17 protein-coding genes are annotated in these 16,503 nt (G+C 67.8%); 10 read left to right on the top strand and 7 right to left on the bottom strand.

Going from position 1 to position 16,503, the window contains the following annotated elements:
- The first annotated feature begins 82 nt into the window (after nucleotides 1-82).
- Entirely contained in the window at nucleotides 83-577 is a 495-nt protein-coding gene (locus IU450_RS33485) for a hypothetical protein (protein WP_195153713.1), read from the top strand.
- A gap of 54 nt (nucleotides 578-631) precedes the next feature.
- Here IU450_RS33485 and IU450_RS33480 read toward each other — a convergent pair whose 3' ends face one another.
- The 3 genes from IU450_RS33480 to IU450_RS33470 form a co-directional block, all read right to left on the bottom strand.
- The gene (locus tag IU450_RS33480) at nucleotides 632-1,396 is read right to left on the bottom strand and encodes a hypothetical protein (RefSeq protein ID WP_195153712.1); all 765 of its coding nucleotides are present in this window, start codon (nucleotides 1,394-1,396) and stop codon (nucleotides 632-634) included.
- Nucleotides 1,397-1,604: 208 nt separating this feature from the next.
- Nucleotides 1,605-2,003 (bottom strand): helix-turn-helix domain-containing protein, encoded by a 399-nt coding sequence (locus IU450_RS33475; protein WP_195153711.1) that lies wholly within the window; start codon nucleotides 2,001-2,003, stop codon nucleotides 1,605-1,607.
- Nucleotides 2,004-2,140: 137 nt separating this feature from the next.
- Nucleotides 2,141-2,626, bottom strand: a complete 486-nt coding sequence (locus IU450_RS33470) for a nitroreductase family deazaflavin-dependent oxidoreductase (RefSeq protein ID WP_195153710.1) — start codon at nucleotides 2,624-2,626, stop codon at nucleotides 2,141-2,143.
- A gap of 173 nt (nucleotides 2,627-2,799) precedes the next feature.
- Between IU450_RS33470 and IU450_RS33465 the strand changes: the two genes are divergently transcribed.
- Nucleotides 2,800-3,666 carry a mycofactocin-coupled SDR family oxidoreductase gene (locus IU450_RS33465; protein ID WP_195153709.1) on the top strand — a complete coding sequence of 289 codons (867 nt, stop codon included), beginning with the start codon at nucleotides 2,800-2,802 and terminating at the stop codon, nucleotides 3,664-3,666.
- A gap of 33 nt (nucleotides 3,667-3,699) precedes the next feature.
- On the opposite strand, the gene IU450_RS33460 is transcribed toward IU450_RS33465, so the two are convergent.
- Nucleotides 3,700-4,278 (bottom strand): TetR/AcrR family transcriptional regulator, encoded by a 579-nt coding sequence (locus IU450_RS33460; RefSeq protein ID WP_195153708.1) that lies wholly within the window; start codon nucleotides 4,276-4,278, stop codon nucleotides 3,700-3,702.
- Between the two features lie 114 nt (nucleotides 4,279-4,392).
- Nucleotides 4,393-5,268, bottom strand: a complete 876-nt coding sequence (locus IU450_RS33455; protein ID WP_195153707.1) for an LLM class F420-dependent oxidoreductase — start codon at nucleotides 5,266-5,268, stop codon at nucleotides 4,393-4,395.
- 361 nt (nucleotides 5,269-5,629) lie between these two features.
- On the opposite strand from IU450_RS33455, the gene IU450_RS33450 reads away from it, so the two are divergent.
- From IU450_RS33450 to IU450_RS33420, 7 genes are all read left to right on the top strand, one after another.
- On the top strand, nucleotides 5,630-6,832 hold the full coding sequence (locus tag IU450_RS33450) for a cytochrome P450 (protein ID WP_195153706.1): 1,203 nt from the start codon (nucleotides 5,630-5,632) through the stop codon (nucleotides 6,830-6,832).
- Nucleotides 6,833-6,893: 61 nt separating this feature from the next.
- The gene (locus tag IU450_RS33445) at nucleotides 6,894-7,121 is read left to right on the top strand and encodes a ferredoxin (RefSeq protein ID WP_195153705.1); all 228 of its coding nucleotides are present in this window, start codon (nucleotides 6,894-6,896) and stop codon (nucleotides 7,119-7,121) included.
- On the top strand, nucleotides 7,121-7,672 hold the full coding sequence (locus tag IU450_RS33440; RefSeq protein ID WP_195153704.1) for a nuclear transport factor 2 family protein: 552 nt from the start codon (nucleotides 7,121-7,123) through the stop codon (nucleotides 7,670-7,672). Before IU450_RS33445 ends, IU450_RS33440 begins: the two co-directional genes overlap by 1 nt.
- 5 nt (nucleotides 7,673-7,677) lie before the next feature.
- Nucleotides 7,678-8,928: a hypothetical protein gene (locus IU450_RS33435; protein WP_195153703.1), complete on the top strand. Its 1,251-nt coding sequence runs from the start codon at nucleotides 7,678-7,680 to the stop codon at nucleotides 8,926-8,928.
- A gap of 25 nt (nucleotides 8,929-8,953) precedes the next feature.
- On the top strand, nucleotides 8,954-10,564 hold the full coding sequence (locus IU450_RS33430; protein WP_195153702.1) for an acyl-CoA synthetase: 1,611 nt from the start codon (nucleotides 8,954-8,956) through the stop codon (nucleotides 10,562-10,564).
- Nucleotide 10,565: 1 nt separating this feature from the next.
- On the top strand, nucleotides 10,566-11,687 hold the full coding sequence (locus IU450_RS33425; protein ID WP_195153701.1) for a dihydrodipicolinate reductase: 1,122 nt from the start codon (nucleotides 10,566-10,568) through the stop codon (nucleotides 11,685-11,687).
- Between the two features lie 31 nt (nucleotides 11,688-11,718).
- Nucleotides 11,719-12,945, top strand: a complete 1,227-nt coding sequence (locus IU450_RS33420) for a cytochrome P450 (protein ID WP_195153700.1) — start codon at nucleotides 11,719-11,721, stop codon at nucleotides 12,943-12,945.
- Nucleotides 12,946-13,045: 100 nt separating this feature from the next.
- Here IU450_RS33420 and IU450_RS33415 read toward each other — a convergent pair whose 3' ends face one another.
- Nucleotides 13,046-14,410 carry a cytochrome P450 gene (locus tag IU450_RS33415; protein ID WP_195153699.1) on the bottom strand — a complete coding sequence of 455 codons (1,365 nt, stop codon included), beginning with the start codon at nucleotides 14,408-14,410 and terminating at the stop codon, nucleotides 13,046-13,048.
- Between the two features lie 192 nt (nucleotides 14,411-14,602).
- On the opposite strand from IU450_RS33415, the gene IU450_RS33410 reads away from it, so the two are divergent.
- On the top strand, nucleotides 14,603-15,802 hold the full coding sequence (locus IU450_RS33410; protein ID WP_228835474.1) for an MCE family protein: 1,200 nt from the start codon (nucleotides 14,603-14,605) through the stop codon (nucleotides 15,800-15,802).
- Here the strand turns inward: IU450_RS33410 and aztA are convergent.
- Complete coding sequence (aztA, locus tag IU450_RS33405; protein ID WP_195153698.1) at nucleotides 15,799-16,497, bottom strand: zinc ABC transporter ATP-binding protein AztA; 699 nt, start codon at nucleotides 16,495-16,497, stop codon at nucleotides 15,799-15,801. The two genes, IU450_RS33410 and aztA, sit on opposite strands and share 4 nt — an antisense overlap.
- Between the last annotated feature and the right edge of the window lie 6 nt (nucleotides 16,498-16,503).

The raw sequence follows: 16,503 nt of genomic DNA, 5'->3' as shown, positions 1-16,503 counted from the left end.
GGGTTTGGCAGGCTGTCGCCGAAGTGTGATGGTGGGGCCGCGACGATGAGGAGGGGCGGACGAAGTGGTAACGATCGCGCAGTTGCGAGCGGTTCTGTCGATTCTGCGTGTCGACCCGGACGAGGTCGGCGCACGGCTGGGTGACCTGGGTCTGCGTGGTCCGGACGCCGAGCGTGTCCTACTGGTCGGTTTGCTACATCGGATTGCGAGCAGTGAGCTGCGCCAGGTCGTCACCACGACGATGGACGACACGGAGGCCGCCCGAGCCGCCGCGATGAGCACCTTGCCGGTGAACGGTGAGAATCCCACGGAGCAGGTGCGTTTCGACGCGCACTGGCTGCACGATCGCATCGGCGCGTTGGCCGCGGGCACCACCGTGGACCCGGTGCCGGTACTGCTGGACGCCGCCGCGCGGTCGACGGATGCGGCCGAAGTGCTGCTGCTGCTCAGCCGCAACCCCCGCGGCCACGACGCGGACTCCAGATGGGAGCGGGCACTCGACGACCTGGGGCGGGCCTATCACCTGATCAACGACGAGCGCGTGGGTCGCTCGAACACGACGACCGCGCCGCTGTAGCGACGCGGTCGTTCACGGCTTCGTCCCGGCGGCATCGGCGCCGCCGGGAGAAGGTCACTTGGGTTGTGCCGGTGCGATTTGCGTGGGCTTGTCCGCGAAGCGGGTGGTGCCCTCGGCTGCCTGCAGCGTGGTGAGCAGGTCGACACCTGCCACGACGAGGGTGGGCCCGCCGACCGCGATGGTGCCGAGGATGCCGCCGAGGCTCGCGCCGGTCAGCAGACCGGCCACGCAACCGACGGCGATGGTGACCAGACAGCCGATCGTGGCGCCGATAGCGGTGCCGACGAAACCGCCGATGGCGGTGGCGAGTCCGAACTGGCTGGCGAATTCGTCACGGGCGCGCTGGTTTTCGGTCATGGACGCGACCGGTGTCGCGACGAGCGTTTCGCTGACCGCGACGCCTTCCGGCCTGGTCGGTTTCAGCTCGAGGACCGTGCTGTCCTTCTTCAACTCCGGACGGACCGGAATGCCGGTGCCCGCGATCCGGAAGTCGAGGGGCAGCGTCATGGCGACGTGGCCGTCGCGGTCACGGACATCGACCACGTCGATCACCTGCGCGACGTCGGCGGGGGCGCCGGTGCGGTCGACGAGCACGCCGTCCCGCTCGGTTAGTCGGGCGTTCTCGTCACCCGCGGGCTTGTCCCGCAGCGCTTTGGACAATTCGAAGGTTCCGCCCCGCAGCGCGGCGACGACCATGTGGTCGACGAGCCTGGCCGAGTAGGTGATGTCGGGAGCGGGTTCGGCGTGAGCGAGGCCTGCGCCGATGGTCAACGAGCCGATGGCGAGTATCGCTGCCGCAGTGATGCCGCGGAGTCTCATGATTCGTCCATTCCTTCATCAGGTTTCGCAGCTGCGTCCAGCACGGCCGGACCCGCGCACTCCGGTGGCGCAAGAGCAGTCGTCCAAGGTCGCTGAGCAGCCTAGCAGCGCCCGCAGCAACCTATGAGCGTTCCGGCTCGACCGGTCGGAGATGTCCGGAAAGATGTCCAGAAATTTCTCCGACCGGCCGCTTTCCGAATCCGTCGCCTCAGCGCGCCACCGCGAGTTCGCTTGCCGGCTCGGCCCGCAGGATCGACGCGCTGGTACCGGGTGGCCAGTCGAGACCCGCGTCGAGCCGGTCGAGCACCTCGGCGCTGGGCTCCGGGTTGCGAGACCGCTCGATCTCGCTGACCACTTTGGCCGGTGGGCCGCCGTTGCCCGCCACGTCCGCCTGGGTCCACTTCATCTCACGCCGCCGCGAACGGACGCGCGCGGCGAGCGTGTCGAGGTCGAGCGCGGGAGCCGGCTCGGCCACCTCCGCGAGTTCGGGCTCGGGCCCGGGCTCGGCGAGCGGCGCAGGAGCGCCGGGCTCTTCCGTCGGATGTTTTTCCCGCAGCATCCCGTTGGTGATCAGCCTGGATCGTTTCCGCCTACCCATTTTCGCCACACGCTCTCCCATCCTCTGTCGAGTCGATCGATTGCGTCGCACCGCTCCGGCGGCGGGCGGCGTCCACCGCGCGGGGAACGCTGAACATCATGGGGGAGCGTGGGCCGCGGACCCTGCTCGACGCGCCGGGCGCCTGCTCAGTGCGACCCGTCCTCCGGCTGGAGCAGCAGCACCGGAATCTCGCGCTCCGTCCAGGACCGGTAGGTGTCGAAGTCCGCGTAGAGGGCTACCAGCAAGGGCCACAATCGGTCTCTCTCCGCCCGCGTGGCCACGCGGGCGTGGACGCGGCGGTGCTCGGCGCCGATCTGCACCCGGGTGGCCGGATGGGCCAGGAGGTTGAAGTACCACTGGGGATGGCTCGGCAACCCGCCCTGTGAGGCGACGATCACCAGGTCGGTGCCGTCGACCAGATACAGCAGCGGAACGGTGAACAGCTTGCCCGACTTCCGGCCCCGGTGCTCGAGCAGCAAGACCGGTACCGGCTTCCGGAAGCCCGCGCCGATGCGCCATTGCCCGCCGATGCGCCCCCGGGTCCGGCGGAAGGCCCAGACCTGCGCTTTGGACATGTACTTGATGAGCGTCGTGACGAGCGGGGAATCGAGATGGCGCGGTCGGTCCGGCATCAGCGCGCCTCCCGGGGGAGCAGGGGTGCCGGGGTGACGTCGAGCGGCGTAGCGAATGATTGATCCATACCTTTGTCCGTAGTATCGTCCAGACAGATGTCCGGTAACTATTCCATAGATGCGCCCGGCGGTGCACGGGCGGCGGAACCGGTGACGAGCGCGGTGGAGGAAACATGGATCGGGTCAGCGGCAAAGTCGTCCTGGTGACCGGTGCGGCGCGGGGCCAGGGCCGCAGTCACGCGGTCGCTCTGGCGGAGGAGGGCGCGGACATCATCGCCTTCGACATCTGCGCCGACATCGGCAGCAACGACTACGCGCTGGCGACCGAGGCGGACCTCGCCGAGACCAAGGAGCTGGTGGCGAAGACGGGTCGCCGGGTCGTGGCCAAGAAGGTCGACGTGCGTGATCGCCCCGCGCTGCAAGCGGAGATCGCGGCGGGCGTCGCCGAACTCGGGCGTTTGGACGTGGTCGTCGCGAACGCCGGAATCTGCCCGCTCGGCCATCATGTGCCGCTGCAGGGATTCGTCGACGTCTTCGACGTCAACTTCGTGGGCGTGGTGAACACGGTGCACGCCGCCCTGCCGCATCTGGGCGCGGGCGCCTCGATCATCGTGACCGGTTCGGTCGCGGGGCTGGTGCCGCAAACCGGTTTCAACGGCCAGCAGGCGCTGCAGGGCCCCGGTGGCGACGGCTACGGTCTGTCGAAGAAGATGGTCCGTTCCTACACCCAGACTTTGGCGCTGACATTGGGCCCCAGCTCGATTCGGATCAACGCGGTGCACCCGACCAACGTGGACACCGACATGCTGCACAACCCGGGCATGTACCAGATCTTCCGTCCCGACGTGCAGAACCCGACGCGCGAGGACGCGGAGGTCACCTTCCCCTTCATGCAGGCCATGCCGATTCCGTTCGTCGAGTCCTCGGACATCTCGAATGCGGTCACGTTCCTGGCCTCCGACGAGTCGCGGTACGTGACCGGCTTGCAGATGTTCGTCGACGGCGGGGCGTCGCTGAAACTGGGCCTGGCCGGTCAGTGACGCGAAAGGCGGTGTGTCACTTCAGGATGAGCTTCACTTCAGGATGAGCAATGCGCACCGTTCGATGCGGTTCGCGATATCCGAATACGATTCGTAACCCATCCCGGCGTGTAGCAGCGCGCCCGCGTAGAGCAATTCGAGCGATTCCAGAATATCCGGGTCGGCATTTCCGGCGAGGGCGCGCGCGAGACGCGCCCGAATTTCCAGTCCGATGCGCGCTCGCAAATGTTCGACGTCGGGATCGCGGCCGAGCAGCGCGCTGGTGACCGCGCCGGACAATTCCGGTTCGTCGGCGACCAGCAGTGCGATACCGCGCAATTCGGCGATCACGCGCACGGTGGCGTCCGGATCTTCGCTCACGGGCGAGGGCGTCGCCCGCAGTCTGCGCCAGAAGATTTCCGCGATCAGGTGTTCCTTGGAGGAGAAATAGGTGTACGCGGTCGCGGTGCCGACCTTGGCGTTGGCGGCGACCATGCGAATGGTCATGCCCGCGAAACCCTCCCGCGAAAGCACTTCCAGCGCCGACCGGGTGAGCTTGTCGACGGTGTCGGCCTGCTTTCCGGACAAGCGCCGCCGCGTCGCCTCGACAGTTCTGGAATTGTTTTCGGACATGTGTCTAGATGGTAGTGTCGATATTTTGTTCGAGCAACATTCACGCTGCTGGAACCGTTGTGTTTCCGGCCACGGCGCAATTGCCGGGCGGTGGTGGGAGCTGGGAGCTGGGAGCTATGGTCGGTCCACCGCGCCGAGTGGGCGGCCGATCCGCGCCAACTTGTCGGACAGGCGCGCGAGGTAGTCCAGCACCGCCGGTTCGTCCTTGTCCGGTAGGCCGTACACGACGTCGGTGACGCCGGCGTGGTCCCACTCGGCCAGGCGTGTGGCGTCCGGTTTGTAGTCGAGGGCCACCACGCGCGGACGTCCGGCTCGCCCTGCCTGCCGCCAGATCCCGTGCAGCTGTGCGAGCCGATCCGAGATGTCCGTCTCCCCCGGTGTGGTGATCCAGCCGTCGGCGGACTCGGTGATCCATCGGAAGGTGCGTTCGGTACCCGCCGCGCCGATCAGTACCGGTACCGAGCGCCGCACCGGTTTCGGCCACGCCCAGCTCGGGCCGAAGCGCACGTACTCGCCCTCGTGGCTTGCCTCGTCCTGACTCCACAGCGCCCGCATCGCCGTCAGGTACTCGCGCAGCACGGCGCGCCGTCTGTTCGCGGGCACGCCGTGATCGGCCAGTTCCTCGGTGTTCCACCCGAATCCGGCGCCGAGGACCACCCGGCCGCCGCTGAGATGGTCGAGCGAGGCGATCGTCTTGGCCAGGGTGATCGGATCGTGCTCGGCGGGGAGCGCGACGGCGGTGGCCAGCTCGATGTGTTCGGTGACGGCGGCCGCCATGGACAGCGCCACCCAGGGATCCAGCGTGCGCAGGTACCGATCGTCGGGGAGGGAAGCGTCGCCGGTCTGCGGATGCGCCGCGTTGCGCGCGACCGGGATGTGGGTGTGCTCGGGGACGTAGAAGGCGTCGAATCCCGCCTGTTCCGTCGCACGGGCAGCCGCGGCCGGGGTGATGCCCCGGTCGCTGGTGAACAGTACGATGCCGAATCGCATGGAATCCCTGCCTTCTCGGGTTGTTCGATGTGGCGATCGGTCCACCGCCGCCGGGCGCCCCTCGGTGCGCTGCCGGTGTGCGCCGCCGGTGCGGGGCGCGCGGGCTGCGTACTTAGTGTCTGGACATCTGTTCGGAATATAGTCCGGCAGATCGAGTCGGGCAAGAACGCGTTCTTGTTTTGGAGGGCGGCCCGGCGGTTCGCGGGCCCTCCATGCCGGTTTCGAAGAGATCGCTCGTTCGGGATTGTCCTGAAAATGCGACAGTGGTACCGTCCAGACACATGTCCAGCTATGTGTCTCTCCTCAGTGGGGCCTGGCTGCTTCCCGTGGAGAACTTGTTCTCGGATTCGGAGTGTGGGCGATGACGGCTGCGGTGGAGCCGCTGGTGTTCGATCCGTATGACTACGGGTTCCATGAGGATCCGTACCCGACGTACCGCCGGCTGCGGGAGGAGGCGCCGCTGTATCACAACCCGGCTCTGGGGTTCTGGGCGTTGTCCCGGCATGCGGATGTGATCGGGGGTTTCCGCGACAGCGTGCGGTTGTCGAGTGCCAATGGGGTGTCGCTGGATCCGGCGGCGTGGGGGCCGCATGCGCGTCGGGTGATGTCGTTTCTGGCGATGGACGATCCGCGACACGTGCGGATGCGGCGATTGGTGTTCAAGGGGTTCACGCCGAAGCGGGTCGCGGAGATGGAAGACCGGATCCTGGAGTTGACGCTGTCGTATCTGGAGCCCGCGCTGGCCGGTGGGGCCTTCGATTGGATCGATGAGGTCGCGGGCAAGCTGCCGATGGACGTCATCTCCGAACTCATGGGGGTCCCGGCCGCGGATCGGGTGGAGATCCGCCGGTTGGCGGATCTGGTGGTGCATCGGGAGGACGGTGTACTCGACATCCCGATGGCCGCGGCGGAGGCGTCGATGAAGCTGCTGGGTTATTACACCGAGATGGTGGCCGAGCGCCGCCGCGCGCGGAAGGACGATCTGACCTCGGCGCTGCTGGACGCCGAGATCGAGGGCGACCGGTTGTCCGATGAGGAGATCATCGGCTTCTTGTTCCTGATGGTGGTGGCCGGTAACGAGACCACCACGAAACTGCTGGGCAACGCCTTGTATTGGGCCGCGCGGAATCCGGGGGAGTACGCGAAAGTCGTCGCGGACCCGGATCTGGTCTCCGACTGGGTGGAGGAGACATTGCGGTACGACACTTCCAGCCAGGTGATCGCACGCACTGCGACACAGGATCTCGATTACCACGGCGGTGTGATTCCGGCGGGGGCGAAGGTGTTGTTGCTGATCGGCTCGGCCAATCGTGATCCCGCGGTGTTCGAGGACGGCGACAGTTTCCGAATCGATCGCGCCGACAAGTCGGGGTCGGCCAGTTTCGGTGCGGGGGTGCACTTCTGCCTTGGGGCGCACCTGGCGCGGCTGGAAGCGACGGTCGCGTTGCAGGAGTTCGCTTCCCGAGTGCGTTCCTATGACGTCGTCGAGTCCGGGATCGCCCGTGTTCATTCGTCCAACGTGCGTGGCTTCGCACACCTGCCCGTCACCGTGGAGACCCGATGAGCCGTCGACCCGACCGGACACGTGTGCCGGGATCGCTCCGCCTGGCCGCGAGGAGCCGGCCGTGAGAATCCGGGCCGACCTCGATCTGTGTCAAGGACACGCGGTCTGTCAGGCCGAGGCGCCGGAGGTGTTCACGGTGCCCAAACGCGGCCTGGTCGAGATCCTCGACGACGCACCGACCGGCGAGCACGAGCCCGCCGTGGCGAACGCGATTCGATACTGCCCCACCCAAGCCCTGTCGATCGCCGGCGAACGCGCGACCGACTCTTCTCCGAAAGGTACCGACTGATGCCAAGTTTCGACCGCGCCGAACTCGACGAGATGATTCAGCGCTGGATCGTGGAGAACCAGCGCTGCGAGGAGAAGGGCGACTGGAAGCCGCTCGCGCAGATGTACACCGAAGACGCCACCTACGGCTGGAATTACGGCCCCACCCAGGAATTCATGGCCGTCGGGCGCGACGAGATCCGCGAGCTGGCCCTCGGCCAGGAGATGGCCGGGCTGGAGGGGTGGAGCTATCCCTACCAGGAATTCGTGGTCGACGAACGCAGCGGCAACGTCATCGGATTGTGGAAGCAGATCAGCGAGGCGAAACGTCCCGATGGGCGCAACTACTCGCCCGAGGGCATCGGCGGCAGCTGGTTCCGCTACGGTGGCGACTTCCAGTGGTCCTGGCAGCGCGATTTCTTCGACTTCGGCAACGTCTCGGCGCTGTTTCTCGAGATGATCACCGATAAAGCGCTCACGCCGGGCATGCAGAAGCGCATCGAGCGCTCCGTTTCCGGCAAGCCGCTGCCGGGCTGGTATCGCATCGGCGAATCGCCCGTCGCGCTGTGGTGACCGACATGGCCGCACCCCACAGCCGATTCGCCGACTTGGATCGGGACACCTTGGCCGCGCTGGTGCCCGAACTGCTGCTGTGCGGGCACCTCATCGACCGCTCCGGCATGGCGCATTCGATCGCCGCGTTCGGCCGCGAGGGCATGACCGAGATCGCCATCGAGGAGTGGCAGGTGGCCAGCCCGGTCTACACCCGGCGCATGCAGCGCGCGCTCGGCTTCGCGGGCGACGGCGTGGAGACCATCTTCAAAGGCCTGCAACTGGACATCGGCGCGCCACCGCAGTTCATGGACTTTCGCTTCCGGGTCGACGATCACCACCACGGCGAGTTCTGGCTCGACCACTGCGGCGCGCTCGCCGACGTGGAACCGATGGGCGAGGACTTCGTCGTGTCGATGTGCCACGACATCGAAGACCCCACGTTCGACGCGACCGCCCTGGCCACCAACCCGCACGCCCAGGTCCGGCCGATCCACCGGCCACCGCGCAAGCCGGCCGATCGGAAGCCGGTGTGCGCGTGGACGGTGATCATCGATCCCGCGCACGCGCCGCCGCCGGTGCCGCCCAACGCCGAACTGGTCGCCGGGTCGGCGGCGGCCGGGCTGGAACTGGGCGAAATCGACCGCGACGACGAAGGGCGGCCGGACTACTCCGGACCGTTGCTCAGCGACGTGCGCTTCGCGGACTTCTCCCGCTCCGCGCTGGTCCGCCTCGCCGACGAGGTCTGCTTGCAGCAGCATCTGCTCACCCTGGGTTTCATGATCGCGGTACGCGCCAGGACGGACGCCGCGGCGGCGCTGGAGATCGGGCGCAGACAGTTCGCCGGGATCGCCGGGATCACCAGTGAACGCCTGCGCAACTGTCTCGGTCTCGGTGACGACGCCGTCGCGCTCGCGACGGTGCTGCGGCTACATCCCGCTCTGAATCCGCTGCCCTACACCGGAATCGAGATCGGCGACACCGGCGAGACGGTGACGGTGACGTTTCCGTCCGCGAGCGGCGCGCACACCGACGGAACCTGGCCGTCGATGCTCGGACCGGAGCACCTGGAGCCCCTCAACGCCCTGGTCCGCGGCGTGAATCCGCGCTTTTCCGCCGAGGTCCGCACCGCGGGCGAGCACGGGTGGTGCGCGGGCATCACGCTGGGCGACAAACCGTTCCGGGAGGCGACGGAGGTCGCGATCACCCGGTTCAGCACCGGCGCCGCCTTCACCTTCACCGACCGGGGGATACCCCTTCCGCTCACCGTCGTGTGACAGCCCCACCCAGAGATGGAACGACATGGCCAACAATTTCGCCGACCTCTTCGAGCACTCCGTGGACGCCATGCCCGAGCGGGCGGCGCTGATCCAGTCCGGACGCCGGGTCACCTTCGGTGAACTCGACGCCCGGGCCAACCAGCTCGCGCACTATCTGGTGACCGTGGGCGTCGGCCAGGGGACCCACGTGGGGTTCCAGATGCACAACGGCATCGAGACGATGGAGACGCTGATCGCGTGCTTCAAGCTCGCCGCCGTCCCGATCAACATCAATTACCGGTACGGCGTCGGCGAACTGGCCTATGTCTACGCCAACGCGGATCTGGAAGTGCTCGTGCATCACTCCTGTTACTCCGAAGCCGTGCAGGAAGCCAGGGCGCAAACGTCCATGCTGCGGCACACGATCTGTGTTGAGGACGAGTTGGTTACAGGCACAGCTGACTTCGCGGAGGCGACCTACGAATCGGCTCTCGCCGACCGGCCGACGGACCGTCCGGTGGTCCGGCGCGGCCCCGATGACCTGTTCATGATGTACACCGGGGGAACCACCGGCATGCCGAAAGGCGTGATGTGGCGGCAGGAGGACATGTGGCGGGTCCTCGGCGGCGGCATCGACTTCTACACCGGCGAGCCGGTCGCCGACGAGTTCCAGCAGTCCCGCACCGGCGCCCAGACCGATCCGAGCACCTGGCTGGTGTTGCCGCCGCTGATCCACGCCGCCGCCATGATGCCCACCTTCACCGCGCTGTGGTCGGGAAACACCGTGATCCTCGAATCCCGTTTCGACGCGGAACGCGTCTGGCGGACCGTCGCGCGGCAGCGACCTCAGGTCATGGTGATCACCGGTGACGCCATGGCCCGCCCGCTGATCGAGGCGTACCGGCGCGAGCCGGTGGACGCGTCGTCGTTGCTCGCGATCGCCTCCGGCGCCGCGCTGCTGTCGCAATCGGTGAAGAACACACTGCTGGAGTTGTTTCCGTGGGCGGTGGTGTCGGACTCCATCGGATCGTCGGAGACCGGTTTCGGCGGTATCGGATTCGCGCAGAAGCACGACGATCCCGCGCGCGGACCGCGGGTGCAGACCGGCCGCGGCGCGGTCGTCGTGGACGACGACGGACGTCGGGTTCCGCCCGGTTCGGAGGGCTGGCTGGCCAAGACCGGCAACGTGCCGATCGGCTACTACAAGGATCCCGGCAAGACCGAGAAGCTGTTCAAGACCGTCGACGGCCTGCGCATGGTCGTCACCGACGACCGCGCCCGCGCCGAGACCGACGGGTCGATCACGCTGATCGGCCGCGGCAACATGGTGATCAACACCGGTGGCGAGAAGGTGTTCGTCGAAGAGGTCGAAAGCGTCGTGAAGGCGCACGACGCGATCGCCGACGCGGTGGTGATCGGGGTGCCGCACGAGCGCTGGGGACATCAGGTCGCCGCGGTGGTGGCGCTGTCGGGCCCGGGGCCGGTCGAGTTCACCGACCTGCACGCCCACGTTCGCCGGTATCTGGCCGGATACAAAGTGCCGAAGCAGATCTGGATCGCGGAGACCGTCGTGCGGGCGCCGAGCGGCAAACCCGATTACCGGTGGGCCAAGGAGTACGTCTCTGGCCGGGGACCCGACCACAAGGTGGACTGACGTGATCCGGGTGATCCAATGGGCGACCGGCGGGGTCGGCCGAGCCGCCATCGAGGGCATTCTCGACCATCCCGAGCTGGAACTGGCCGGAGCGTGGGTGCACAGCGCCGACAAGGACGGCAGGGATCTGGGTGAGCTCGTCGGCCGCCGGCCGATCGGAGTGCGTGCGACGACCGACGCCGACCGGCTGCTCGCCATGCAGGCCGACTGCGTGCTCTACAGCCCCTTCATGGCCGACACCGAGACCGTGCGCGCGATCCTGCGCTCCGGCAAGAACATCGTCACACCCCTGGGCTGGTTCCATCCGCGCCGCGCGGAGCGGCAGCGGTACGACGAGCTGTGCCGCGCGGCCGGAGTCACATTGCACGGCGCGGGAATACATCCCGGCGGTATCACCGAGAAGATTCCGCTGGTGGTCTCGGCGCTGTCGGGCGCGATCACCGAAGTCCGCGCCGAGGAGTTCTCCGATATCCGCACCTACGGCGCGCCCGAGGTGATTCGGGACTGGATGCTGTTCGGCGCCACGCCGCAACAGGCCGCCACCAGTGTGATGGCGAACGTCCTCGCGGGCGGCTACGGCCAGTCGGTGTGGATGATCGCGGACGCGCTGGGCATCGCACTCGACGAGCAGTTGCGCGTGACGCACGAGGTGGCGGTGGCCACCGCGCCGATCGACTCGCCGATCGGTCCGATCGCCCCCGGCCGCGTCGCCGCGCAACGCTTCCGCTGGCAGGGAACCGTGCGGGGCACACCGGTGATCACGGCCGCGGTGAACTGGTTCATGGGTGAGGAGAACCTCGATCCGCCATGGGCCTTCGGTCCGGCGGGCGAGCGATACGAGGTGGAGATCGTCGGCGATCCAGGGGCGACCGTGACGTTCACCGGTATGCACGCGCACAGCGCCGCCGCCGGTCTGGTCCGCAACCCCGGCATCGTCGCCACGGCCATGCACTGCGTGAATTCCATTCCGTACGTCGTCGCCGCCGAACCGGGTGTGCGGACCTATCTCGACCTGCCGCTCGTCGCGGGTCGCGCCGCCGCCTCGCTGCGCGGGACCGGTGGCGACGCGGCCGATGCTTCGCCTGCCGATCCCGACGTCGCGCGCCGTCCTTCGCCGCGCTGATCGGTTCGCACGTTTCATCTAGGAGGTAGTCATGGCAGCACCGGCCTTGCCGGTCGGATTCGACTTCACCGATCCGGCGTTGTGGGAGAACCGAAGTCCGATCGAGGAATTCGCGCACCTGCGACGGACCGCCCCGGTGTGGTGGAACGCGCAATCCGACGAGACCTCCGGCGGCTTCCGCGACGGAGGCTACTGGGTGGTGAGCAAGCTCGCCGACATCAAGGAGATCTCGAAGCACCCGGAACTGTTCTCCTCGGAGCGCAAAGGGGCCATCATCCGGCTGCCCGGCGACATCACGCCGGAGCAGATGGCGCTCACCGGCGCACTGCTGGTGAACATGGACCCGCCCAAACATTCCAAGATCCGGCGGATCATCTCCAAGGGCTTCACGCCGCGGGCGGTGGAGAACCTGCGGGCGGCGCTCACCGAGCGTGCCGCGCGCATCGTGCACGGCGCCAAACGGGCCGGGGGCGGTGACTTCGTCGAGCAGGTGGCCTGTGAACTCCCGCTGCAGGCGATCGCCGAGCTGATCGGCGTGCCGCAGGCGGATCGGCGCAAGCTGTTCGACTGGTCCAATCAGATGCTCAACTACGACGATCCGGAGTACGGCGATCCCGCCATGGCCTCCGCGGAAATCCTCGGCTATGCCTGGAACATGGCCGAGCAGCGCCGTGCCTGCCCGGTCGGCGACATCGTGAGCGAGCTGGTGCACGCCGACGTCGACGGCGAGGCGCTCGGCTCCGACGAATTCGGCTTCTTCGTCATCCTGCTCGCCGTGGCGGGGAACGAGACCACCCGCAACGCCATCACCCACGGGATGAAGGCGTTCGTGGACAACCCGGAACAGTGGGAAATCTACCGGCAGGAGCGTCCGCGGACCGCCCCCGACGAGATCGTGCGCTGGGCGACCCCGGTGACCGCGTTTCAGCGAACCGCCACCGAGGACCTGGAGCTGGGCGGGCAGCGGATCCGCCAGGGCGAGCGGCTCGGATTGTTCTACAGCTCGGCCAATTTCGACGAGGACGGCTTCGCGGATCCGTTCACCTTCGACGTGCTGCGCAGTCCGAACCCGCACGTCGGTTTCGGCGGCACCGGCACGCACTACTGCGTCGGCGCGAACCTGGCCAGGCTGGAGATCGATCTGATGTTCAACGCCATCGCCGAGGTGATGCCCGGCCTGCGGCAGGTGTCCGATCCGGTGCGGCTGCGGTCGGGCTGGATCAACGGAATCAAGAGCTGGCGGGTGCGATACGAGTAGCCGCGGCTGTATGCTCCCCGCCCCCGGCGGCGTGCTCCCGTCGCCAGTGGCTGGGAGCCCGCAGTCGAGGGCGGGGAGCGCTGCGGGCCCGGCCGCGCCGTCAGCCGTTGTCGGACTTACGGCGCCTGCGGTAACGCACGGTGCAGGGTTGCGCGAGCTGCACCACCATCTTGGAGTGGTCGTTGCGGTAGCTCTCCGACGGCTGGGTCATCTCGAACTCCCAGTCCCGCAACAGCAGCGAGAAGATCGCCTTGAGCTGCATGAGCGCGAACGCCGCGCCGACACAGCGGTGTCGGCCCGCGCCGAACGGAATCCAGGTCCAGCGGTTGACGAGGTCGGCCTGATTCGGATCGATGTAGCGGCCGGGATCGAAAGCGTCGGGATCGGGGAAGTCCTCCGGAATCCGGTTCGAGATGGCGGGCGTGGCGGCGACGTGGTCACCGGCTGCGATGCGATGTCCGCAGACGTCGAACTCACCTCGGGCCACCCGCATCAGGATGATCAGGGGCGGGTGCAGGCGCAGCGTCTCCTTGAGCACGGATTCCAGGTGCGGGATCCGGCGCAGCGCGCCGAAACTGATGTCGGAGCCGTCGGCGTAGAGCTCGTCGAGTTCGGCGACGACCCGGCCGAGCACCTCGGGGTGGCGCAGCAATTCGATGATCGTCCAGGCCGCCGTGCCGGAGGTGGTGTGATGCCCCGCGAACATCATGGAGATGAAGATGCCGGTGATCTCACTGGCGCTGAATCGCGGTTCGCCGTTGTCGCCCGGGATCGAGATGAGCACGTCGAGCATGTCCCGGTCGTCCTTGCCCGTCGGCGGGTCGGCAGCCCGGCGATCCATGATCGCCTGGACCAGCTCGACCAGCTCGGCCCGCGCCTGGTCGCGGCGGCGGAAGCTCTCGATCGGGGCGTACGGGTCGACGTAGGCCAGCGCGTCGGTGCCCCGCTCCAGGTCGTGGTAGAGGTGCGCGAAGCGGTCGTCGAGGTCGTTGCGGAACTTCACGCCGATCAGGCAGGCCGAGGATGTGTAGATGGTCAGTTCGGCGAAGAAGTCGAGCAGATCGATCTCGCCCTCGTCGCCCCAGCGCGCCAGCATCCGCTCGACCTCACGCGCGATGGTGGCGGCGTGCCCGCGCATGTGTTCGGCGCGCAGGGCCTGGTTGTGCAGCATCTCCTTGCGGCGTTCCGGGCTGGCGTCGAAAACGACGCCGTCACCGAAGATGGGCTTCATGAAAGGGTAGGCGGCGGCCTGGTCGAGGTCGTCGTCACCGGAGCGGAAGAAGAATTCGTTGGCCTCCGCGCCGGAGAGCAGGATGACCTGACGCCCCGCGAGGTCGAACGATCCGACGTCGCCGCACTCCTCGCGGACCCGCCGCATCAGTCCGATCGGGTCGACGCGGAACTCCTCCAGATGACCGTGCTCGTGGTCGCCTCCGGATACCCGATGTGGTTTCACCAGAGTCATTGGAAATCCTTCCCCAGATAAGTGTCCAAGTTTTATGATGGACACGTGTCTGGACAGTACTACGGCTAGTCGGCGTCCGGCAAGACGACCCGGCCACGGCCGTCGTCGCGCCGACCGGACGCCGAGAGCCGAAGGTGTGCCGCACCGCCGTCTGGGCACAGCCCGCGACAAGAAGTGATCGGTGGATCGAAGATGAATTTCGGCAGGCAGACCATGGTGGTCACGTGGCGGATATTTCGGCTGAAGATCGCCGGGGCGGCGCTGATCCTGCTCGTCACCGCGGTCGTCGTAGTCGCCGTCGCGATGTACGCCGGACGGTTCCAGTCGACGGTGACCGTCACCGTCGAGGCGCCCCGCTCGGGACTGGTCCTCGATCCCGATGCCAAGGTGCGGATGCGGGGCGTCGAGATCGGCAGGGTGAGTGCGGTGGAGTCCCGGGCCGACCGGGCGCGCTTGCGTCTGGCGCTCGATCCCGAGCTGCTGGAGCTGGTGCCCGCCAACGCGACCGTCGATATCCGCTCCACCACCGTATTCGGCGCCAAATACGTGAATTTCATCGTGCCGGGCGTCCCCTCGCCGACGCCCATGCGACCCGGCGCGACGATCCGCGCGGACTCGGTCACCGTCGAATACAACACGCTGTTCCAGCGCCTGAGTGACATCCTGGCCCAGATCGAACCGGCCGAACTCAACGCCGCTCTGTCCGCGCTCGGCACGGCGCTCCAGGGCCGCGGCGACCGGCTGGGTGATCTCCTCGCCCGCTCCGACGACTATCTGCGGCAGATCAATCCGAGCCTGCCCGCGCTGCGGCGGGATCTGTCCTCGGCCGGTCGGGTCACCGGGCTGTATGCCGACACCGCGCCCGATCTGTTGCGCACGGCAGGCAACGCCACCGTGACCGGCGGGACGGTCGCGCAGGGCGCTGCCGACCTGGATGCCGTGCTGCTCAATCTCATCGGCTTGGCCGACACGACCCGGTCGGCGCTCACCGAAAACGAGCCGGGGCTCACCGCGGTACTGGAGACCTTGCGGCCGACCAGTTCGCTGCTCGACACGTATTCACCAGTGCTGTACTGCGTGGTCGTCGGCATCGCCAATGCGCTTCCCGCGGCCGAGGCGATCATCGGAGGATTCGCGCCAGGGGCCATCTTCAACGCGAGCTTCATGTACGGCGCGCAGCCTTACGAATATCCCGACGACCTGCCGAAGGTGAACGCGACCGGCGGCCCGCGCTGCGCCGGAATCCTCGACCGGGTCCCTGGCTCCCACGCCGACTACGTGGTCACCGATACCAACAAAGGCGCGCCTTTCACGCCGACCACCACGGTCACCCCCAACGCTCCCAAGGTCTTTCAGATCCTTTTCGCCGGTCTGCCCGGGGTGCCGCGCTAGTCGACCGTGACTTTCCGCGGTTCGGTGCCGGGTCGGCCGAGGACGGTGTGCGGATCGCCCTGGCCGGTGACGCGGCCGTCGTGCAACAGCAGGCAGTGGTCGGCGCGCAGGGCATCCTCGTGGCGGTGCGTGGCGTGGACGACTGTCACGCCGTGTGCCCCGACGCTGCGGATGGCGTCGGCGATCTCCTGCTGCGCGGCCGCGTCCAGTCCGGTGGTCGGTTCGTCGAGCAGGAGCAGGTCCGACTCCTGCGCGAGCGCCTGGGCCAGCAGGGCCCGCTGACGCTGACCTCCGGAGAGCGTGCCGAGCCTGCGGTCGGCCAGGTCGGCGATGGCCATCCGGTCCAGGCACGCGAGCACGACGGCGCGATCCTGCCGGGTGAGACGCCGCCATGCTCCGCGATGTGCCCAGCGTCCCATCGCGACGGTCTCGCGGACGGTGATCGGCAGGGTCGCGGGGACGCCGCTGTGCTGCACGACGAAGGCCGGTCGCCGCAGATGCTCCCGGCGAACGGTTCCCGTCGTGGGCGTGGTGACGCCGGCGAGAACGCCGAGCAGGGTGGACTTGCCGGATCCGTTGGGGCCGACGAGCGCGGTCACCTGTCCGCCCGGGATCGTGGCGGTGACCTCGTGCAGGACCGCATGGCCGCGGTAACCGGCCGTCACCTCGGCGACATGGACAGCTGGCGGCGACATGGCGGG

The organism is Nocardia abscessus (assembly GCF_015477775.1).
GTDB lineage: Bacteria > Actinomycetota > Actinomycetes > Mycobacteriales > Mycobacteriaceae > Nocardia > Nocardia abscessus_A.
Note: the sequence above shows the minus strand (reverse complement) of the source record. Positions and strands in the feature narration are given on the sequence as shown.